This window comes from Serratia sp. JSRIV004, from assembly GCF_019968705.1.
Taxonomy (GTDB): Bacteria; Pseudomonadota; Gammaproteobacteria; order Enterobacterales; family Enterobacteriaceae; genus Chania; species Chania fonticola_B.
The window spans coordinates 969,863-984,969 of record NZ_CP074140.1 but is presented as its reverse complement, the minus strand read 5'-3'; the positions used below and the strand labels follow the sequence as shown (position 1 = coordinate 984,969).

General features: G+C 54.4%; 15 protein-coding genes, 1 pseudogene and 1 other annotated feature. Of the genes and pseudogenes, 5 read left to right on the top strand and 11 right to left on the bottom strand.

The features are described 5' to 3' along the window. Positions 1-80: 80 nt before the first annotated feature. Positions 81-668: a molybdopterin adenylyltransferase gene (mog, locus tag KGP21_RS04690; protein ID WP_223537408.1), complete on the bottom strand. Its 588-nt coding sequence runs from the start codon at positions 666-668 to the stop codon at positions 81-83. A 137-nt stretch (positions 669-805) separates the two neighbouring features. Then, positions 806-1,759 carry a transaldolase gene (tal, locus tag KGP21_RS04685; RefSeq protein ID WP_024483582.1) on the bottom strand — a complete coding sequence of 318 codons (954 nt, stop codon included), beginning with the start codon at positions 1,757-1,759 and terminating at the stop codon, positions 806-808. A 377-nt stretch (positions 1,760-2,136) separates the two neighbouring features. Here tal and KGP21_RS04680 point away from each other — a divergent pair, with 377 nt between their 5' ends. Together KGP21_RS04680 and yaaA are read left to right on the top strand one after the other, a co-directional pair. Further along, a complete protein-coding gene (locus KGP21_RS04680) occupies positions 2,137-3,570 on the top strand; it encodes a sodium:alanine symporter family protein (protein ID WP_223537405.1) in 1,434 nt (477 codons plus the stop codon). A gap of 101 nt (positions 3,571-3,671) precedes the next feature. Then, positions 3,672-4,445 (top strand): peroxide stress protein YaaA, encoded by a 774-nt coding sequence (yaaA, locus tag KGP21_RS04675; protein ID WP_059199707.1) that lies wholly within the window; start codon positions 3,672-3,674, stop codon positions 4,443-4,445. 43 nt (positions 4,446-4,488) lie between these two features. Here yaaA and thrC read toward each other — a convergent pair whose 3' ends face one another. The 6 genes and pseudogenes from thrC to KGP21_RS29710 all read right to left on the bottom strand — a co-directional run. Beyond that, positions 4,489-5,778: a threonine synthase gene (thrC, locus tag KGP21_RS04670; protein ID WP_094982169.1), complete on the bottom strand. Its 1,290-nt coding sequence runs from the start codon at positions 5,776-5,778 to the stop codon at positions 4,489-4,491. 3 nt (positions 5,779-5,781) lie between these two features. Next, a complete protein-coding gene (gene thrB / locus KGP21_RS04665; RefSeq protein WP_059199705.1) occupies positions 5,782-6,711 on the bottom strand; it encodes a homoserine kinase in 930 nt (309 codons plus the stop codon). Position 6,712: 1 nt separating this feature from the next. Further along, positions 6,713-9,172: a bifunctional aspartate kinase/homoserine dehydrogenase I gene (thrA, locus tag KGP21_RS04660; RefSeq protein ID WP_223537403.1), complete on the bottom strand. Its 2,460-nt coding sequence runs from the start codon at positions 9,170-9,172 to the stop codon at positions 6,713-6,715. Positions 9,173-9,197: 25 nt separating this feature from the next. Then, positions 9,198-9,316 (bottom strand) — a sequence feature (Thr leader region). Further along, the gene (gene thrL / locus KGP21_RS04655; protein ID WP_071998276.1) at positions 9,255-9,323 is read right to left on the bottom strand and encodes a thr operon leader peptide; all 69 of its coding nucleotides are present in this window, start codon (positions 9,321-9,323) and stop codon (positions 9,255-9,257) included. Its footprint overlaps the feature before it by 62 nt. A 213-nt stretch (positions 9,324-9,536) precedes the next feature. Further along, the gene (locus KGP21_RS04650) at positions 9,537-10,223 is read right to left on the bottom strand and encodes a tRNA/rRNA methyltransferase (RefSeq protein WP_179249560.1); all 687 of its coding nucleotides are present in this window, start codon (positions 10,221-10,223) and stop codon (positions 9,537-9,539) included. Positions 10,224-10,612: 389 nt separating this feature from the next. After that, a pseudogene (locus tag KGP21_RS29710) lies at positions 10,613-10,750 on the bottom strand (hypothetical protein); the annotation flags it as partial. 108 nt (positions 10,751-10,858) lie between these two features. On the opposite strand from KGP21_RS29710, the gene arcA reads away from it, so the two are divergent. Then, the gene (gene arcA / locus KGP21_RS04645) at positions 10,859-11,575 is read left to right on the top strand and encodes a two-component system response regulator ArcA (protein ID WP_024483588.1); all 717 of its coding nucleotides are present in this window, start codon (positions 10,859-10,861) and stop codon (positions 11,573-11,575) included. Between the two features lie 123 nt (positions 11,576-11,698). Here the strand turns inward: arcA and creA are convergent, their stop codons facing one another. Further along, positions 11,699-12,178, bottom strand: coding sequence for a protein CreA (gene creA / locus KGP21_RS04640; protein ID WP_223537401.1), 480 nt, complete (start codon positions 12,176-12,178; stop codon positions 11,699-11,701). Positions 12,179-12,520: 342 nt separating this feature from the next. On the opposite strand from creA, the gene robA reads away from it, so the two are divergent. Further along, positions 12,521-13,390 (top strand): MDR efflux pump AcrAB transcriptional activator RobA, encoded by an 870-nt coding sequence (robA, locus tag KGP21_RS04635; RefSeq protein WP_021179240.1) that lies wholly within the window; start codon positions 12,521-12,523, stop codon positions 13,388-13,390. Here the strand turns inward: robA and gpmB are convergent. Beyond that, a complete protein-coding gene (gene gpmB / locus KGP21_RS04630; protein WP_021179239.1) occupies positions 13,387-14,034 on the bottom strand; it encodes a 2,3-diphosphoglycerate-dependent phosphoglycerate mutase GpmB in 648 nt (215 codons plus the stop codon). The two genes, robA and gpmB, sit on opposite strands and share 4 nt — an antisense overlap. 127 nt (positions 14,035-14,161) lie before the next feature. On the opposite strand from gpmB, the gene yjjX reads away from it, so the two are divergent. Beyond that, positions 14,162-14,707 (top strand): inosine/xanthosine triphosphatase, encoded by a 546-nt coding sequence (gene yjjX, locus KGP21_RS04625; RefSeq protein WP_021179238.1) that lies wholly within the window; start codon positions 14,162-14,164, stop codon positions 14,705-14,707. 18 nt (positions 14,708-14,725) lie between these two features. On the opposite strand, the gene trpR is transcribed toward yjjX, so the two are convergent. After that, positions 14,726-15,046, bottom strand: coding sequence for a trp operon repressor (trpR, locus tag KGP21_RS04620; protein ID WP_021179237.1), 321 nt, complete (start codon positions 15,044-15,046; stop codon positions 14,726-14,728). Positions 15,047-15,107: the final 61 nt, after the last annotated feature.

Below are 15,107 nucleotides of genomic sequence, written 5' to 3'. Positions count from 1 at the left end.
ACTGTAAAAAGTTTCTTACTATAACGGCAAAATACTTTCACACCAGATGCGCTGAAGGTTATCCCGCAGATTGCTGAAATTTAGAGATTTATCTCGCGCCGCGCATTCTTGGGACGAAATGCTGCTACCACGGCCTCGTGGGTCTCTACATAGGGGCCTTCGAGCAGTTGGATGCAATAAGGCACGCTGGCAAAAATACCGTGCACCACCACCTTGCCTGCCTCGTCCTTCACCCCTTCCAGCGTTTCTTTAATCGATTTGGGTTGCCCCGGCAGGTTGATGATCAACGCCTGTTTACGGATCGCCCCAACCTGACGTGAAAGAATTGCCGTTGGCACATAGTGTAGGCTGATTTGGCGCATTTGCTCGCCAAAACCCGGCATGACCCGATCGGCAATTGCCAGGGTAGCATCGGGAGTCACGTCACGCCGGGACGGGCCGGTGCCGCCGGTAGTCAACACCAGATGGCAGCCCATTTCATCAACCAGCTCACACAGGGTATGCTCAATCAGCGTCTGCTCGTCGGGGATCAGCAGGGTTTCCAGGGTGAACGGCGTCGCCAAAGCGCTGCCCAGCCACTCTTCCAGCGCCGGGATCCCTTTATCCTGATAAACGCCCCCTGAAGCGCGGTCCGAAATAGAAACCAAACCAATGCGTAATGTATCCATGTTTTACCTCTGTTTTATGCCCCGGTTACCCAAGGGAGATTCATCACGGGAGTATAGGGTGTTTGCTCAATGAGGTGGATATTCAGGTATAAAAAAAGGTGGCCGAGGCCACCTTCTGCGCTGATTGATTGCCGCTGTTACAGCAGATCGGCGATCATTTTTTCCAGCTTGCCCTGGTCTACGGCAAACTTGCGGATACCGTCGGTCAGTTTCTCAACCGCCATTGGATCCTGGTTGTGCTGCCAGTAGAACTCAGGCTCGGTCAGCGGTGCCGGACGCGCTTTCACTTCGCCGGTATAAGACAGTTTACGCTCCAGTGCACCTTCGCTCTCTGCCAGCTCTTTCAGCAGTGCAGGTGCGATGGTCAGACGATCGCAGCCCGCCAGTTCGATGATTTCACCGACGTTACGGAAGCTGGCACCCATCACCACGGTTTCATAGCCGTGCTGCTTGTAATACTGATAAATTTCAGACACTGAAACCACGCCCGGATCTTCGTGCGGGGCGAACTCTTTCTTGTCGCCATTGGCTTTGTACCAGTCAAGAATACGGCCAACGAACGGCGAGATCAGGTACACGCCAGCTTCGGCGCAGGCACGCGCCTGAGCGAAGGAGAACAGCAGCGTCAGGTTACAGTTGATGCCTTCTTTTTCCAGGCGCTCGGCGGCACGGATGCCCTGCCAGGTGGAGGCCAGTTTGATCAGGATGCGATCGTTGCTGATGCCCGCTTCGTTATACAGTTTGATCAGGCGCTTGGCTTTGGCAACGCTGGCTTCGGTATCATAAGACAGACGCGCGTCCACTTCGGTGGAAATGCGGCCCGGGACCAGTTTCAGGATCTCCAGACCAATGTTGACGGCCAGCTTGTCTGCGGCATCGGCAACCTGCTGATCGCGATCGCTGCTCTGCTCACGTGCCCAGGCAATGGCTTCATCGATCAGTTTGCGGTATTCAGGAATTTGCGCTGCATTGAGGATCAGCGAAGGGTTGGTGGTGGCATCTTGAGGTTGATATAGCTTCATTGCAGCGATATCACCCGTATCCGCAACTACCGTAGTCAGCTGGCGTAGGGACGTTAATTTATCGGTCATGTTGGCATTATCTCATCGTTTGTGCATGAACTTTTGGCATCGTTCAACCATGCCTTGTCCTGATAATAACATGCACGTAGCCCGGCGCAAGGCAGGAAAATCACGCGCTGGCGGCGGTTGTTTTATCCTTGTGCGAGCAACCGGTTACGCACCGATAATTCGCCATTACCGAAGCAATGCCACGGCATTAACGCGCTATCCCCCCAGGAAATTATGTTAAATTCCCGCAGCTGTTTTATTCACCGAAAAACCCAAAAGAAGGCTGTAATTCCCGTCAATGGGATGATTTTAGCCAAGTTCTTGTCAAGAACTGACTCAAGTTTTCCGCACCGGAGTCGAAGAACCTGAGGAGCAGTAATCTTAACAAGGAGAAACACGTGACGGATCTGATTAACTTTATCAATAACATCTTGTGGGGTTCAGTACTGATCTATTTGCTGTTGGGTGCCGGCATCTACTTCACCTTGCGTACCCGCTTTATTCAAATTCGTCATTTCAGCCATATGTTTTCCGTGCTGAAGAACAGCACCAAAAGCGACGGTGCGGGCATTTCGTCCTTCCAGGCGCTATGTACTTCACTTGCCGCTCGTGTCGGCACCAACAACCTAACCGGCGTGGCGATAGCGCTTACGGCTGGCGGCCCCGGTGCCATCTTCTGGATGTGGGTGATCGCGTTTATCGGCATGGCGACCTCTTTCATTGAGAGCACCCTGGCGCAGCTTTACAAAACCAAAGACGATAACGGCCACTACCGTGGCGGCCCTGCCTACTATATGGAAAAAGGCTTGGGAATGCGCTGGATGGGTGTGATGTTCTCCATTTTCCTGCTGATCGCTTTCGGTCTGGTGTTCAATGCGGTACAGGCCAACTCCATCGCCCTGGCCAGTGCCGTAGCCTTCAACATCGACCCCATGTACGCCGGCATAGTGTTGGTGGTCCTGAGTGCCATGGTGATCTTCGGCGGTATTCGTTCCATCGCCCGCGTCGCAGAAAAAATCGTGCCGTTTATGGCCTTGGCTTACCTGCTGCTGGCGCTGTGGATCATCGGCCTGAATATTGAGCATATGCCTGCCATCCTGGCGTTGATCTTCAAAAGCGCTTTTGGCCTGCAGGAAGTTGCTGCCGGCACCCTGGGCTACGGGATCTCACAGGCCATGACGCAAGGTATACAACGCGGGCTGTTTTCTAACGAAGGCGGGATGGGGTCTGCCCCCAACGTGGCCGCTTCCGCGACTCCTTATCCGCCACACCCTGCCTCGCAGGGCTATGTGCAAATGCTTGGCGCATTTGTCGATACCATCGTCATTTGCAGCGCAACGGCGGCGATTATTTTGGCCTCTGGTGCACTGGATAATCCCCCGTCCGACATCAGCGGTATCGATCTGACCCAGCGGGCCATGGCCAGCGCCGTCGGTTCCTGGGGCGCGCCCTTTGTCGCGATCGCCGTTTTCCTGTTTGCCTTTACCTCTATCATTGCCAATTATGCCTATGCCGAGAACAACCTGATCTTCCTCAAGCACCACCATCCGACCAAGCTGACGATTTTCCGCTGCTTTGCCTTGGGCATGGTGATGTTTGGTTCGATGGCAGAATTATCCACGGTGTGGAAAATGGCGGACATCTCGATGGCACTGATGGCGATCACCAATCTGACCGCTATCTTGTTACTGTCCGACGTGGCCTTCACATTGGCCAAGGATTACAACCACCAGCGTTCACTCGGCAAGCTGCCCACCTTTGACATCAACCACTACCCGGAGCTGGGATCTCAACTCGAACCGGGGATCTGGAAGCCGACCAGGCAGCGTTAATCCTCCAGGGCGTGCGTAAAGTGCGCCCTATCACAGCCATACCTCCTGGTCTTGCGCGCTTTTTGCTACAGTAGCCACATGTTGATAAACAGGATGTGACCATGCTCATTATTATTTCACCTGCCAAAACCCTGGATTATGCAAGCCCGTTAGCCACCGAACGCTTTACCCAGCCCGAATTGTTGGATCAGTCGCAAAAGCTGATCAAACTCTGCCGTAAGCTGACCCCGGCGCAAATTTCCGGCCTGATGAGCATCAGCGATAAACTCGCGGGCCTGAATGCCGCACGCTTTGGCGAATGGCAGCCTGACTTCACCCCGGACAATGCTCGTCAGGCGCTGCTGGCGTTTAAAGGCGACGTTTATACCGGCTTACAGGCGCAAGACTTCAGCGAAGAGGATTTCGACTTCGCACAGCAGCATCTGCGGATGCTCTCTGGCCTGTACGGGGTGCTGCGTCCGCTGGACCTGATGATGCCTTACCGGCTGGAGATGGGGATCAAGCTGGAGAACCCGAAGGGCAAAGACTTGTACAGCTTCTGGGGCGATCGGATCACCGAAAAACTGAATCAGGCCCTGGAGCAACAAGGCGATGATGTGGTGGTGAACCTGGCTTCGGATGAATACTTCAAATCGGTAAAACCGGCCAAGCTGCACGGTTCACTGATCAAACCGGTATTCCTGGACGAGAAAAACGGCAAGTACAAAGTCATCAGTTTCTACGCCAAGAAAGCGCGTGGGCTGATGAGCCGCTTTATCATCAAAAATCGCTTGGAGCGCAGAGAACAGCTGGTTGATTTCAATCTGGAAGGGTATGCCTTCGATGAAGCGGCTTCGGCGGGTAATGAGCTGGTATTCAAACGCCCTGAGCAATGAGCAATCCGTTCCCTCTCCCGACAAGGAGAGGGAACGGGTTTTGTCAGACTGGCAACGTCATCATGAATTGACGCAGCGCGGCAAAGTCCGCTGCCATGTTATGCGACAACAGCGGCAACTGTGCACGCACCGCCAAGGCCTGTGGCAGCGGTAACTCCTGGCCAAGGATCTCTTCGACGCTTTCCTTGAACTTGGCCGGATGTGCCGTGCCCAGGAACAGGCCAAACTCCCCTGCTTGCAGTTGATCACGTAGAACGCGGTAGGCGATCGCCGCATGAGGCTCTGAAAGGTAGCCCAAGGCAGCCAACTCTTTCATGGTTTCTTTGGTGGTTTCATCACTCACCGCGCCATGAGCCAACTCCTTCAACTGCCAGATTTTACGGCGGAACAACTCTTCCACACGCGGCCAGTTATTAGGCTGGCTGACGTCCATCGCGTTGGATAACGTCGCCACGGTGGCGTTTGGCTGCCATTGGCCAGTAGTCAGGAAGCGTGGCACGGTGTCGTTAGCGTTGGTGGCGGCGATAAAGCGTTTCACCGGCAGCCCCAGGGATTTCGCCAACAGCCCGGCGGTCAGGTCGCCAAAGTTGCCGCTTGGCACGGAAATCACCAACTGATTGCGGGCTTCCTGCGGCAGTTGCGCCACCGCTTCAAAGTAGTAGCAGATTTGCGCCAGCAGGCGGCTGATATTGATCGAGTTGGCCGAGTTCAGGTGTACGGCCTCTTTCAGTTCCTGATCGTCAAACGCCTGCTTCACCAACGCCTGGCAAGCGTCAAAGTCGCCATCGATAGCAATGGTGTGGATGTTGCCACCCAACGTGCAGAACAGCTTTTCCTGCAGCGAACTGATCTTGCCCTGTGGATAGAGGATCACCACGCGCACGTTTTTCAGGCCGTAGAAGGCATGGGCAACGGCAGCGCCGGTGTCACCGGAGGTTGCAGTCAAGATGGTTACAGGCTGATCGCCCGCGACTTCCGCCAGCATCTGCGCCATAAAGCGGCCGCCGAAGTCTTTGAACGCCAGCGTCGGGCCGTGGAACAGCTCCAGACAGGCGACATCGCTCTCCACCTGCGCCACCGGGGCCGGGAACTCAAACGCGGCCTTCACCCGCTTGTACAGCGCTTCTTCGCCGATCTCGTCGCCAATAAAAGCGGACAGGATCTTGCTGCTGCGAGCGACAAAGTCCATCTCCAGCAGTTTATCAATCTCGGTCAGTTCGAATTCTGGCAGTTCCAGCGGGAAAAACAGCCCTTGCTGCTTACCCAGGCCCTGTTTGATAGCCTGCGCGAAGCTGACCTGTTCGTTATGATCTTTCAGATTGTACAGTTTCATGCGTTATCCCAATAGTCGAGCGCCAGCGGTATCCAGGCGGCAAATATGAACAAAACCTTCGTCGTTTTGCAGGTAATGGTTGGTCAGCCAATCGGCCATGCGTTGCGCCGTTGCGCCGTCATCACAGACCGCAAACAGCGTCGGGCCGGAGCCGGAAATGCCACAGGCCAAGGCACCGATCTCCTGTGAGGCTTTACGCGCTTCGGCGAAGCCTGGCAACAGGCGGGTGCGATAAGGCTCGGCAATCACATCCTGCATCAGCTTGGCCGCCAGACGCGGTTGCTGGGTGTGGCAAGCGTGAATAAAGCCCGCCAGATAGCGACCATGGCTGATACAGTCCTGGCGGCGGTATTGCGCGGGCAAAATGGCGCGCGCCTCGGCGGTGGACACTTTGATGCCCGGATAGGCCATCACCCACAGCCAGTCTTTAAAGCCAGGCACTTCCTGGCTGATGATCCCTTCTTCTTCCAGCATCAACTGCAAGCCGCCCAGATAGCACGGCGCAACGTTATCGTAATGCACGCTGCCGGAAATACGCCCTTCCAGTTCGCCCATCAGGGCCAGCAGTTGCGTCTCGTTGAGCGGGCGATCGCAAAATTCGTTCATCGCCATCAGACCGGCCACCACCGAGCAAGCGCTGGAGCCCAGCCCGGAACCGATCGGCATGTTCTTCTCCAGCCGCATCGCTACCGGCACTTCACGACCAATCGCCTGGCAGAAACGCTCCCAACACTGGTAAACAATGTTCTCTTTAGGATCGCTCGGCAGCTTGCTGACAAAACGCCCGCCATTTTCCAGGCTGAAGCGGCTGGCCGCTTCTACACTGACGCAATCCCCCAGCAGCGTGCCGTCGATAGGGGAAACTGCAGCTCCCAGCACATCGAACCCGACGCTGACGTTACCAATTGAGGCCGGTGCATACACCTTAACCATATTAGACTCCCAACTTCCATGACAGTGTGCGCAACAGATCGGCAAATACCCCGGCCGCCGTCACATCATTACCGGCACCATAACCGCGCAGCACCAGCGGCAATGGTTGATAGTAGCGGCTGTAGAAGGCCAGAGCGTTCTCACCGTTCTTCACTTTATACAACGGATCGTTGCCATCTACCGCATCAATACGTACCAGGCAGCGGCCTTCTTCGATAGCCCCCACATAGCGCAGCACCTTACCTTCCGCGGCAGCAGCGGCCACACGGCGGTTAAATTCGGCATCCAACTCCGGCAGGCGGGCAATAAAGTTCTCCACATCGCCGCTGGCATCAAACGACGGTGGTAACACCGATTCGACTTCAATATCGCTCAGCTCAAGCGCATAGCCCGCTTCACGCGCCAGGATCAACAGCTTGCGAGCGACATCCATCCCCGAAAGATCGTCACGCGGATCTGGCTCGGTGTAACCGAGGGCCTTGGCCTGCAAGGTGGCCTCCGACAGCGACATCCCCTCATCCAGCTTACCGAAGATAAAGGACAGTGACCCCGACAGGATACCGGTGAAGCGCATCAGCTCATCGCCCGCATTGAGCAGGTTCTGCAGGTTTTCGATCACCGGCAAGCCCGCACCCACGTTGGTGTCATACAGGAATTTGCGGCGAGAACCGGCTGCTGCGGTGCGCAGTTGCTGGTAATAATTCATCGACGAGGTATTGGCCTTCTTGTTTGGCGTTACCACGTGGAAACCATCGGCCAGGAAATCGGCATACTGATCGGCCACCACCTGGCTGGAGGTACAGTCGACAATCACCGGATTGAGCAGGTGGCACTCTTTCACCAGGCGGATCAGGCGGCCCAGATTGAAAGGCTCTTTGGCTTCGGCCAGCTCATCTCGCCAGCTTTCTAGCGAGATGCCGTGCACGTTGGTCAACATCGCCCTTGAGTTGGCAATGCCACAGATGCGCAGATCGATGTGTTTTTGCTTCAGCCAAGGCTGCTGACGATAAACCTGCTCGATCAGCGCCCCGCCGACGCCGCCGACGCCAATCACAAACACTTCGATCACCTGATCGGTGTTGAACAGCATCTGATGGCTGACGCGCACGCCGGTGGTGGCGGAATCATTATCGACCACCACGGAAATTGAACGCTCGGAAGAACCTTGAGCGATCGCCACGATATTGATGTTGGCGCGCGCCAGAGCAGAGAAGAAGCGCGCAGAGATGCCACGCAGGGTGCGCATACCGTCGCCAACGACCGAGATGATTGCCAGGCGTTCCATCACATCCAGCGGCTCGAGCACGCCGTCTTTCAACTCCAGGTAGAATTCGTCTTCCAGGGCACGACGAGCTCGTTGCAGCTCACTCTGCGGCACACAGAAGCTGATGCTGTACTCGGAAGAGGACTGGGTGATCAACACCACTGAGATCCCGGCGCGTGACATCACGGCAAACACACGGGCCGCCATGCCGACCATGCCTTTCATACCTGGGCCGGACACGTTGATCATCGCCATATTGTTCAGATTGGTGATGCCCTTTACCGGCGTATCATCGGCCACGCTTTCGCCACCGATCAAGGTGCCGGGAGCTTGCGGGTTGGCGGTGTTTTTAATCAGGCAAGGGATTTGGAACTGGGCAATCGGGGTGATGGTACGCGGGTGGAGAACTTTGGCGCCAAAGTAAGAGAGCTCCATCGCCTCCCGGTAGGACATCGACTTCAATAATCGGGCATCCGGCACGGTACGCGGGTCGCAGGTATAAACCCCGTCCACATCGGTCCAGATCTCGCAACAGTCTGCTCGCAGGCAAGCGGCCAGCACGGCGGCGGAATAATCGGAGCCGTTACGCCCCAGCACGACCAGTTCGCCTTTGTCGTTACCGGCAGTAAAGCCCGCCATCAGGATGATATGGTCTGAAGGAATGGCCGCAGCAGCGATACGCAGGGTGGACTCGGCAATATCGACGGTCGATTCCAGATAGTGGCCCTGAGCCAGCAGCTTCTCTACCGGGTTAATCACAGTAACCGGATAACCTTTGGCTTTGAAGACGCCTTCCATGATGGCAATAGAAAGCTTTTCACCCCGACAGATGATAGCCGCATTGACGCTATCCGGGCACTGCCCCAACAACGCCACACCATGCAGTACCTGTTTGAGCTGCGCGAACTCCTGCTCGACCAGTGCCTTCAGGCGATCGTACTCAAAGCCTGGCAACGCCTTGGCCAAACCGCTGAGCAGGTCGGCAAAGATGCGCTCGGCGTCGCTCATGGTTGGCAGAATATCCTGGCCGGCTACCGTTTTGTCAATCATCGCCACCAGATGATTGGTGATCTTGGCCGGTGCGGACAATACCGTGGCTACCTGTCCTTGGCGTGCATTGTTCTCCACGATATCGGCAACGCGCAGAAAACGTTCCGCATTCGCTACCGAGGTTCCACCAAATTTAAGCACTCGCATTTCTGTTATCTCCTGAATTTATGCCGAAAAAAAAGCCCGCACTGGTTAGGTGCGGGCTTTTTTCTTCTGTTTCCTGTACGCGTCAGCCCGCCCCGTTACCTGTGGTATCGGTGGTGGTAATAATTGTCGTATTCAGGCTGATGTTTCGCATTTTGTCTGTCTGTCTCATTAGAATCTCTGTCCCCTCTATTGGTTAAAGCAATCGTCTGGCCAAGTCAAATTATTTCTTTGTTTTGCCTATTTACTGGCCACAGTGGGATCTGCGCGATGAAGCCGATAAAAAAACAGAATTGCAGAACAAAAAATCACAAGAAAGCCGATTAAATAGTGAATAACACCAGCCAAGCAACAGAAAACGCCTACATCACTTCGTCAATTTTTTTTCAACATCATGCAGCAACCTGTGCAGCATGACGGTATCGCGCTGCTGCAAGACCCCGAGCCGCTGGTGTAACCAATCGCGCAATTTTTGGTCGCCCGCCACGTCCAGCGCTTGTAACAGGCGATCTGCCCGTTGCCGCAACGCGTTGAGTTGCCCGGCATCGGCCAGGGGTTCCTGCTGCGTGCTGACTGACATTAACTGCGCCAGTTGATAGCAATACACCATCACCGCCTGGCCGAGGTTCAGCGAAGGATAATCAGCCACCATCGGGACGCCGGTCAGCAGATCGGCCAACTCCAGTTCTTCATTGGTCAGGCCCGAGTCTTCACGGCCAAACACCAGTGCAGCCTGATGCACCCATTGCTGACGTTCCGCCAACTGCTCCGTCAGTTGCTGAGGGGTACAGTAGTAATGGAAGCGTGCGCGGCTGCGAGCGGTAGTCGCAACGGTAAAGTCTACATCTTCCAATGCCTGCTCCAGGGTAGCAAACGTCTGCACCGCATCCAGAATATCGCCAGCACCGTGGGCGACCCAGCGGGCAGCGGGCTGCAGATGGGCCTCGCTGTCGACGATGCGCAACGAGGTGAAGCCCATGGTTTTCATCGCCCGCGCCGCTGCGCCAACATTTTCCGCCCGAGCGGGCGCGACTAACACGATATGAAGCTGCATCAAGACTCCAGAAAAATAATGAGAATAGTTCTTTGACTGTTGGGATTTGTCTGATTATATTTACAAACGATTAACATCGTAAATGATCGCTTGCTATAATATTATTAAATAGGCATTTCAACCTATAAATCGGACGAAACAATCATAAATGTAGGTTAAGTTTTAATTTTCATTAAAAACAAAGCGCTATATTTTCACCCCAAACAGTTAGCTTTCAATTGTAACGCATCAGCTCCAACAAAGCTGAATCGTTCACAGAATTTGACGATCTGTGACTTAACATGGCAGTTCTGTAAGTGTTTTTCACAAAACTGTTAACGTGCTACAATTGAATTTGATATATGTCAACAAAGCGTAGTTTTGTTAGGTGATGAATTCGGCACACACTGTTATATTGCTGTTAATAGGGTTAGGATATGCGCCGTTTTGGCATCATTCGGGGTGGTAAAAAATAGCCCCCCCACCCAGCTAGCGATCTTGTTGACATTGATGGAAAGCGCATCAAGAACGAGTTTACGTACTGTAGTCGTTTGGTAATTGAGGGAACGTGAGCGGTATCTCTGCCCTCCATGGAAGAACACCGAGACTGCTGTACTTCCTATTTTCTATTTTGTTGGCAATTTTAGGTAGCAAATATGCAGACCCCGCACATTCTGATTGTCGAAGACGAGTTAGTCACTCGTAACACCCTGAAGAGCATTTTCGAGGCGGAAGGCTACATTGTTCATGAAGCCAATGACGGTGCAGAAATGCACAACATCCTGTCCGAAAATGATATCAACCTGGTTATCATGGATATCAACCTGCCAGGCAAGAACGGCCTGCTGCTGGCGCGTGAACTACGCGAACAAGCCAGCGTCGCGCTGATGTTCCTGACCGGTCGTGATAATGAAGTCGATAAAATCCTTGGCCTGGAAATCGGCGCCGATGACTATATCACCAAACCGTTCAACCCACGCGAACTGACCATCCGTGCGCGCAACCTGCTGTCACGCACCATGAATCTGGGTAGCGTCGGCGAAGAGCGCAAGCTGGTCGAGAGCTACAAGTTCAACGGTTGGGAGCTGGACATCAACAGCCGCTCTCTGATCGGCCCTGCTGGCGAGCAGTACAAACTGCCACGCAGCGAATTCCGCGCCATGCTGCACTTCTGTGAAAACCCGGGCAAGATCCAGTCCCGTGGTGAATTGCTGAAGAAAATGACTGGCCGTGAGTTGAAACCGCATGACCGTACGGTAGACGTGACCATCCGTCGTATTCGTAAGCACTTCGAATCCACGCCGGACACGCCGGAAATCATTGCTACCATTCATGGTGAAGGTTACCGCTTCTGCGGCGATCTGGAAGAATAAGCCTGTCTTAACGTCACAGGTTAAAAAGGGTTCAGCTTGCTGAACCCTTTTTTGTTGAGGCCAGACGCGATGCCATCTGAACAGGCTACAACGTAGGAGCGCTGCATGCTGCGCCCGTCTGGATTATTTGGCTTCACCCCAAGGGATGATGGGCACCGCGCTCAGGGCATTTTTCGGTGAACCATCTACTACCCGATCGGAATAGCTCAGGTAGATCAGCGCATTGCGATTGGCATCATAAAAACGCACGACCTGCAGCTTTTTGAACACCAAAGAGGTGCGCTTCTGGAACACCACGGTTCCTTCAGCCTTGCCCTTCTTAATCTTGTCGCTCAGCTCAATCGGGCCAACCTGCTGGCAAGAAATGGCAGCATCCGAGGTATCCTCTGCCAGCCCTAACCCACCCTTTATGCCACCGGTTTTAGCCCGGCTGATATAACAAGTTACATTTTTAACATCGGGATCGTCGAACGCTTCAACCACAATTTTATGATCTGGACCAAACAGTTTGAATACCGTATCGACCGATCCTACCTGTTCCGCCTGCGCGCTATTAACCGTTGCGCAAGCCAGACCGAACAAAAATATCCATCCTTTTTTCATTCACTTAACTCCAATAGAACAGCGTGTTAAATCACAGGGCTGCTAATAAGAACGCCGATGCTTCAGGTCATAGAAATGGGTTTTCCTCGGCCCAGTCAGCTCTTTTTAGCACAGAGAGCGAAAAAAATCTTTGGGAGTCGTGGAGGAAAAAAGTTGCTATTATGCGGCATCGTCATCGCTTAATGCCTGTTAACACCAGTTTTCCCCCGCTTCCCGCAACGCATATCGCAAAAGCGCCGTATGTAATGCAACTGATTGATCAATAAGTCAGTGGGCATCAGGTATCAGCATGACAAATCAAACAGTTCGGGTTCCGAACCTGAAGCTCTACGAGGAAGATCTATGGATCAAGCCGGTATCATTCGTGATCTGCTTAGCTGGCTGGAAAGCCATTTGGACCAACCTTTGTCACTGGATAACGTGGCGGCAAAAGCGGGTTACTCTAAATGGCATCTGCAACGGATGTTTAAGGATATCACTGGGAACGCCATCGGCGCCTATATTCGGGCAAGAAGGTTGTCCAAAGCCGCCGTCGCATTACGCCTCACCAGTCGGCCTATTCTGGATATTGCTTTGCAGTATCGTTTCGACTCACAGCAGACCTTCACTCGCGCATTCAAAAAACAGTTTGCGCAAACCCCGGCGCTGTATCGCCGTTCAGAAGACTGGAACGCCTTCGGCATGTGCCCGCCAATACGTCTGGGCGCCTTTACGCTGCCACATCCAGAGTTTGTCACGCTACCCGAGCTGGACCTGATCGGCCTGACGCAGAGCTACTCCTGTACGTTGGAGCAAATATCCAGCTTCCGCTCCGAGCTGCGTACCCAATTCTGGCAACAGTACCTGGGGCAGATAGACACCCTGCCACCGGTGCTTTACGGCCTGCACCACTCGCGGCCAAGCCAGGAAAAAGACGACGAGCAGGAAGTGCTGTATACCACTGCCCTGGAGGCGCAACATGTGCCGACCAAGGTGCAGGAAGGCCAGCCGATCACGCTGCAAGGCGGAGAATATGCCATGTTCAGCTATCAGGGGCCAGCCTCCGGCCTGCAGGACTTTATTCTGATACTGTACGGCACTTGCCTGCCAGCATTGGAACTGACCCGCCGCAAAGGGCACGATATTGAGCGCTTCTATCCGCAAGGTGACCGGCGTCCGCCTCAGCCACCCAGCGAGATCCGTTGCGACTATCTGATCCCGATCCGCCGTTAGCGCTGTAGCTCATCCAACGCGGGCATGTCCAGATGCGAGATATCGCCCGCACTTTCCACAATCCAGCCTGGAGCCAACCAAGGGCTTTGCTGATAGTCGACGCGTGACAACGAGCAGTTGCGCAAACGCAGACGGCGCTCGGCATAGGCCGGTAGCCCTAAAACTGTCCCGATCAGGCACCCCAGCGCGATGCCGTGGCTGACAATCAACGGCTTGCTGCCCTGCGGCAGTTTCAGGCACTCGGTCAGCGCCGCATGCATCCGCGTGGCCAACTCCGTCATAGATTCACCTTGAGGGATACGGCCGTCAGCAGTACCATCGACCATCTGTTTACGCCACAGCTCTTCCTGCGGTGTCAGGCTGTCGATCAAACGTTCTTCCAGAACGCCCATATGCAGCTCACGCAGCCGGGCATCTACCATAACGTCGCAACCGCAAGCGTCCGCAATGATTTGCGCGGTCTGACGGGTGCGACCCAGATCGCTGGAAATCACGTGCGTCACGCCCTCGCGGCTAACGCGTTTGCCAACAAGATGAGCCTGGTGAACGCCAGTGGCGGTTAATGGGCTGTCGGATTGGCCCTGAATGCGGCGTGCTGCGTTCCATTCCGTTTCGCCGTGGCGAACGAGGTATACCTGTAACATTATGCTTTTCCGTTATACTGCGTGAAACTTGAGTTTATCTGTGGCTCGTGCCTTGCACTACGCATAACTTGCCGCCATCAAAAATCATGGCAAGACACAGCCCCACTTTAAGGAAGCTAAAGCCGTTATGTATCATGTTATCGCTGCAACTACCAACCCGGCAAAGATCAGGGCTATTCAACTGGCATTTGAAGATACCTTTGGCGCAGACCAATGCCGCATAGAATCGGTTGACGTCGCCAGCGGCGTTTCACTGCAACCCATTGGCAATACCGAAACCCGTACCGGCGCACGCCAGCGTGTGATGGAAGCGCGGCAGGTGCGGCCAGAAGCCGACTTTTGGGTCGGAGTAGAAGCCGGGATCGAAGAAAATATGACGTTCGCCTGGATGACGGTAGAAAATCCGACGACCCGTGGCGAATCGCGTTCTGCCAGCCTGATGCTGCCAGAATCAATTTTACAGGGTATTCGAGCCGGTCGCGAGTTAGGCGATGAAATGACCTTGATCACCGGCAATAGCGAAGTCAAACGTCAGGGGGGAGCGATCGGTATCTTTACCGATGGTCGACTGAGCCGCACCAGCGTTTACCACCAGGCGTTGCTGCTGGCACTGGTGCCGTTCCACAATCCGATTTACCGCAGCCACAGCAGTAATAATACGCCGCAGCAATAAGCCACCGGGGTGATTGCTTCACCCCAGTAATTGCTGTTCCAGCCACTGTTTCAGCTCTGGCGTCGCCATCTTCAGGCTGTTTGATCCTCTGGTGATGGTTGCGATACCTGCCCCGAGCTCATTCTTCAGCTCGCGCTGGCTCATTTCGCCACGCATCAGTTCCTGAATAATACGCACCCGTGTCCCCAGCGCAGTACGCTCATCCGGCGTCAGTAGCAGTTGCATCAACTGTTGGTGCAAATCCTGATCGAACGAACTCTGCAGCAGTGCGACAAAGCGCAGCCAATCTTCATTGCCTTGTTCTGAAAGAGCGGGATCGTTTAGCGATAATTGCGTCATGCCAGCCACCATACTATTTAACTAGTACAGCAGCATAGCATACCGCGAGTAAGCGTCAAAA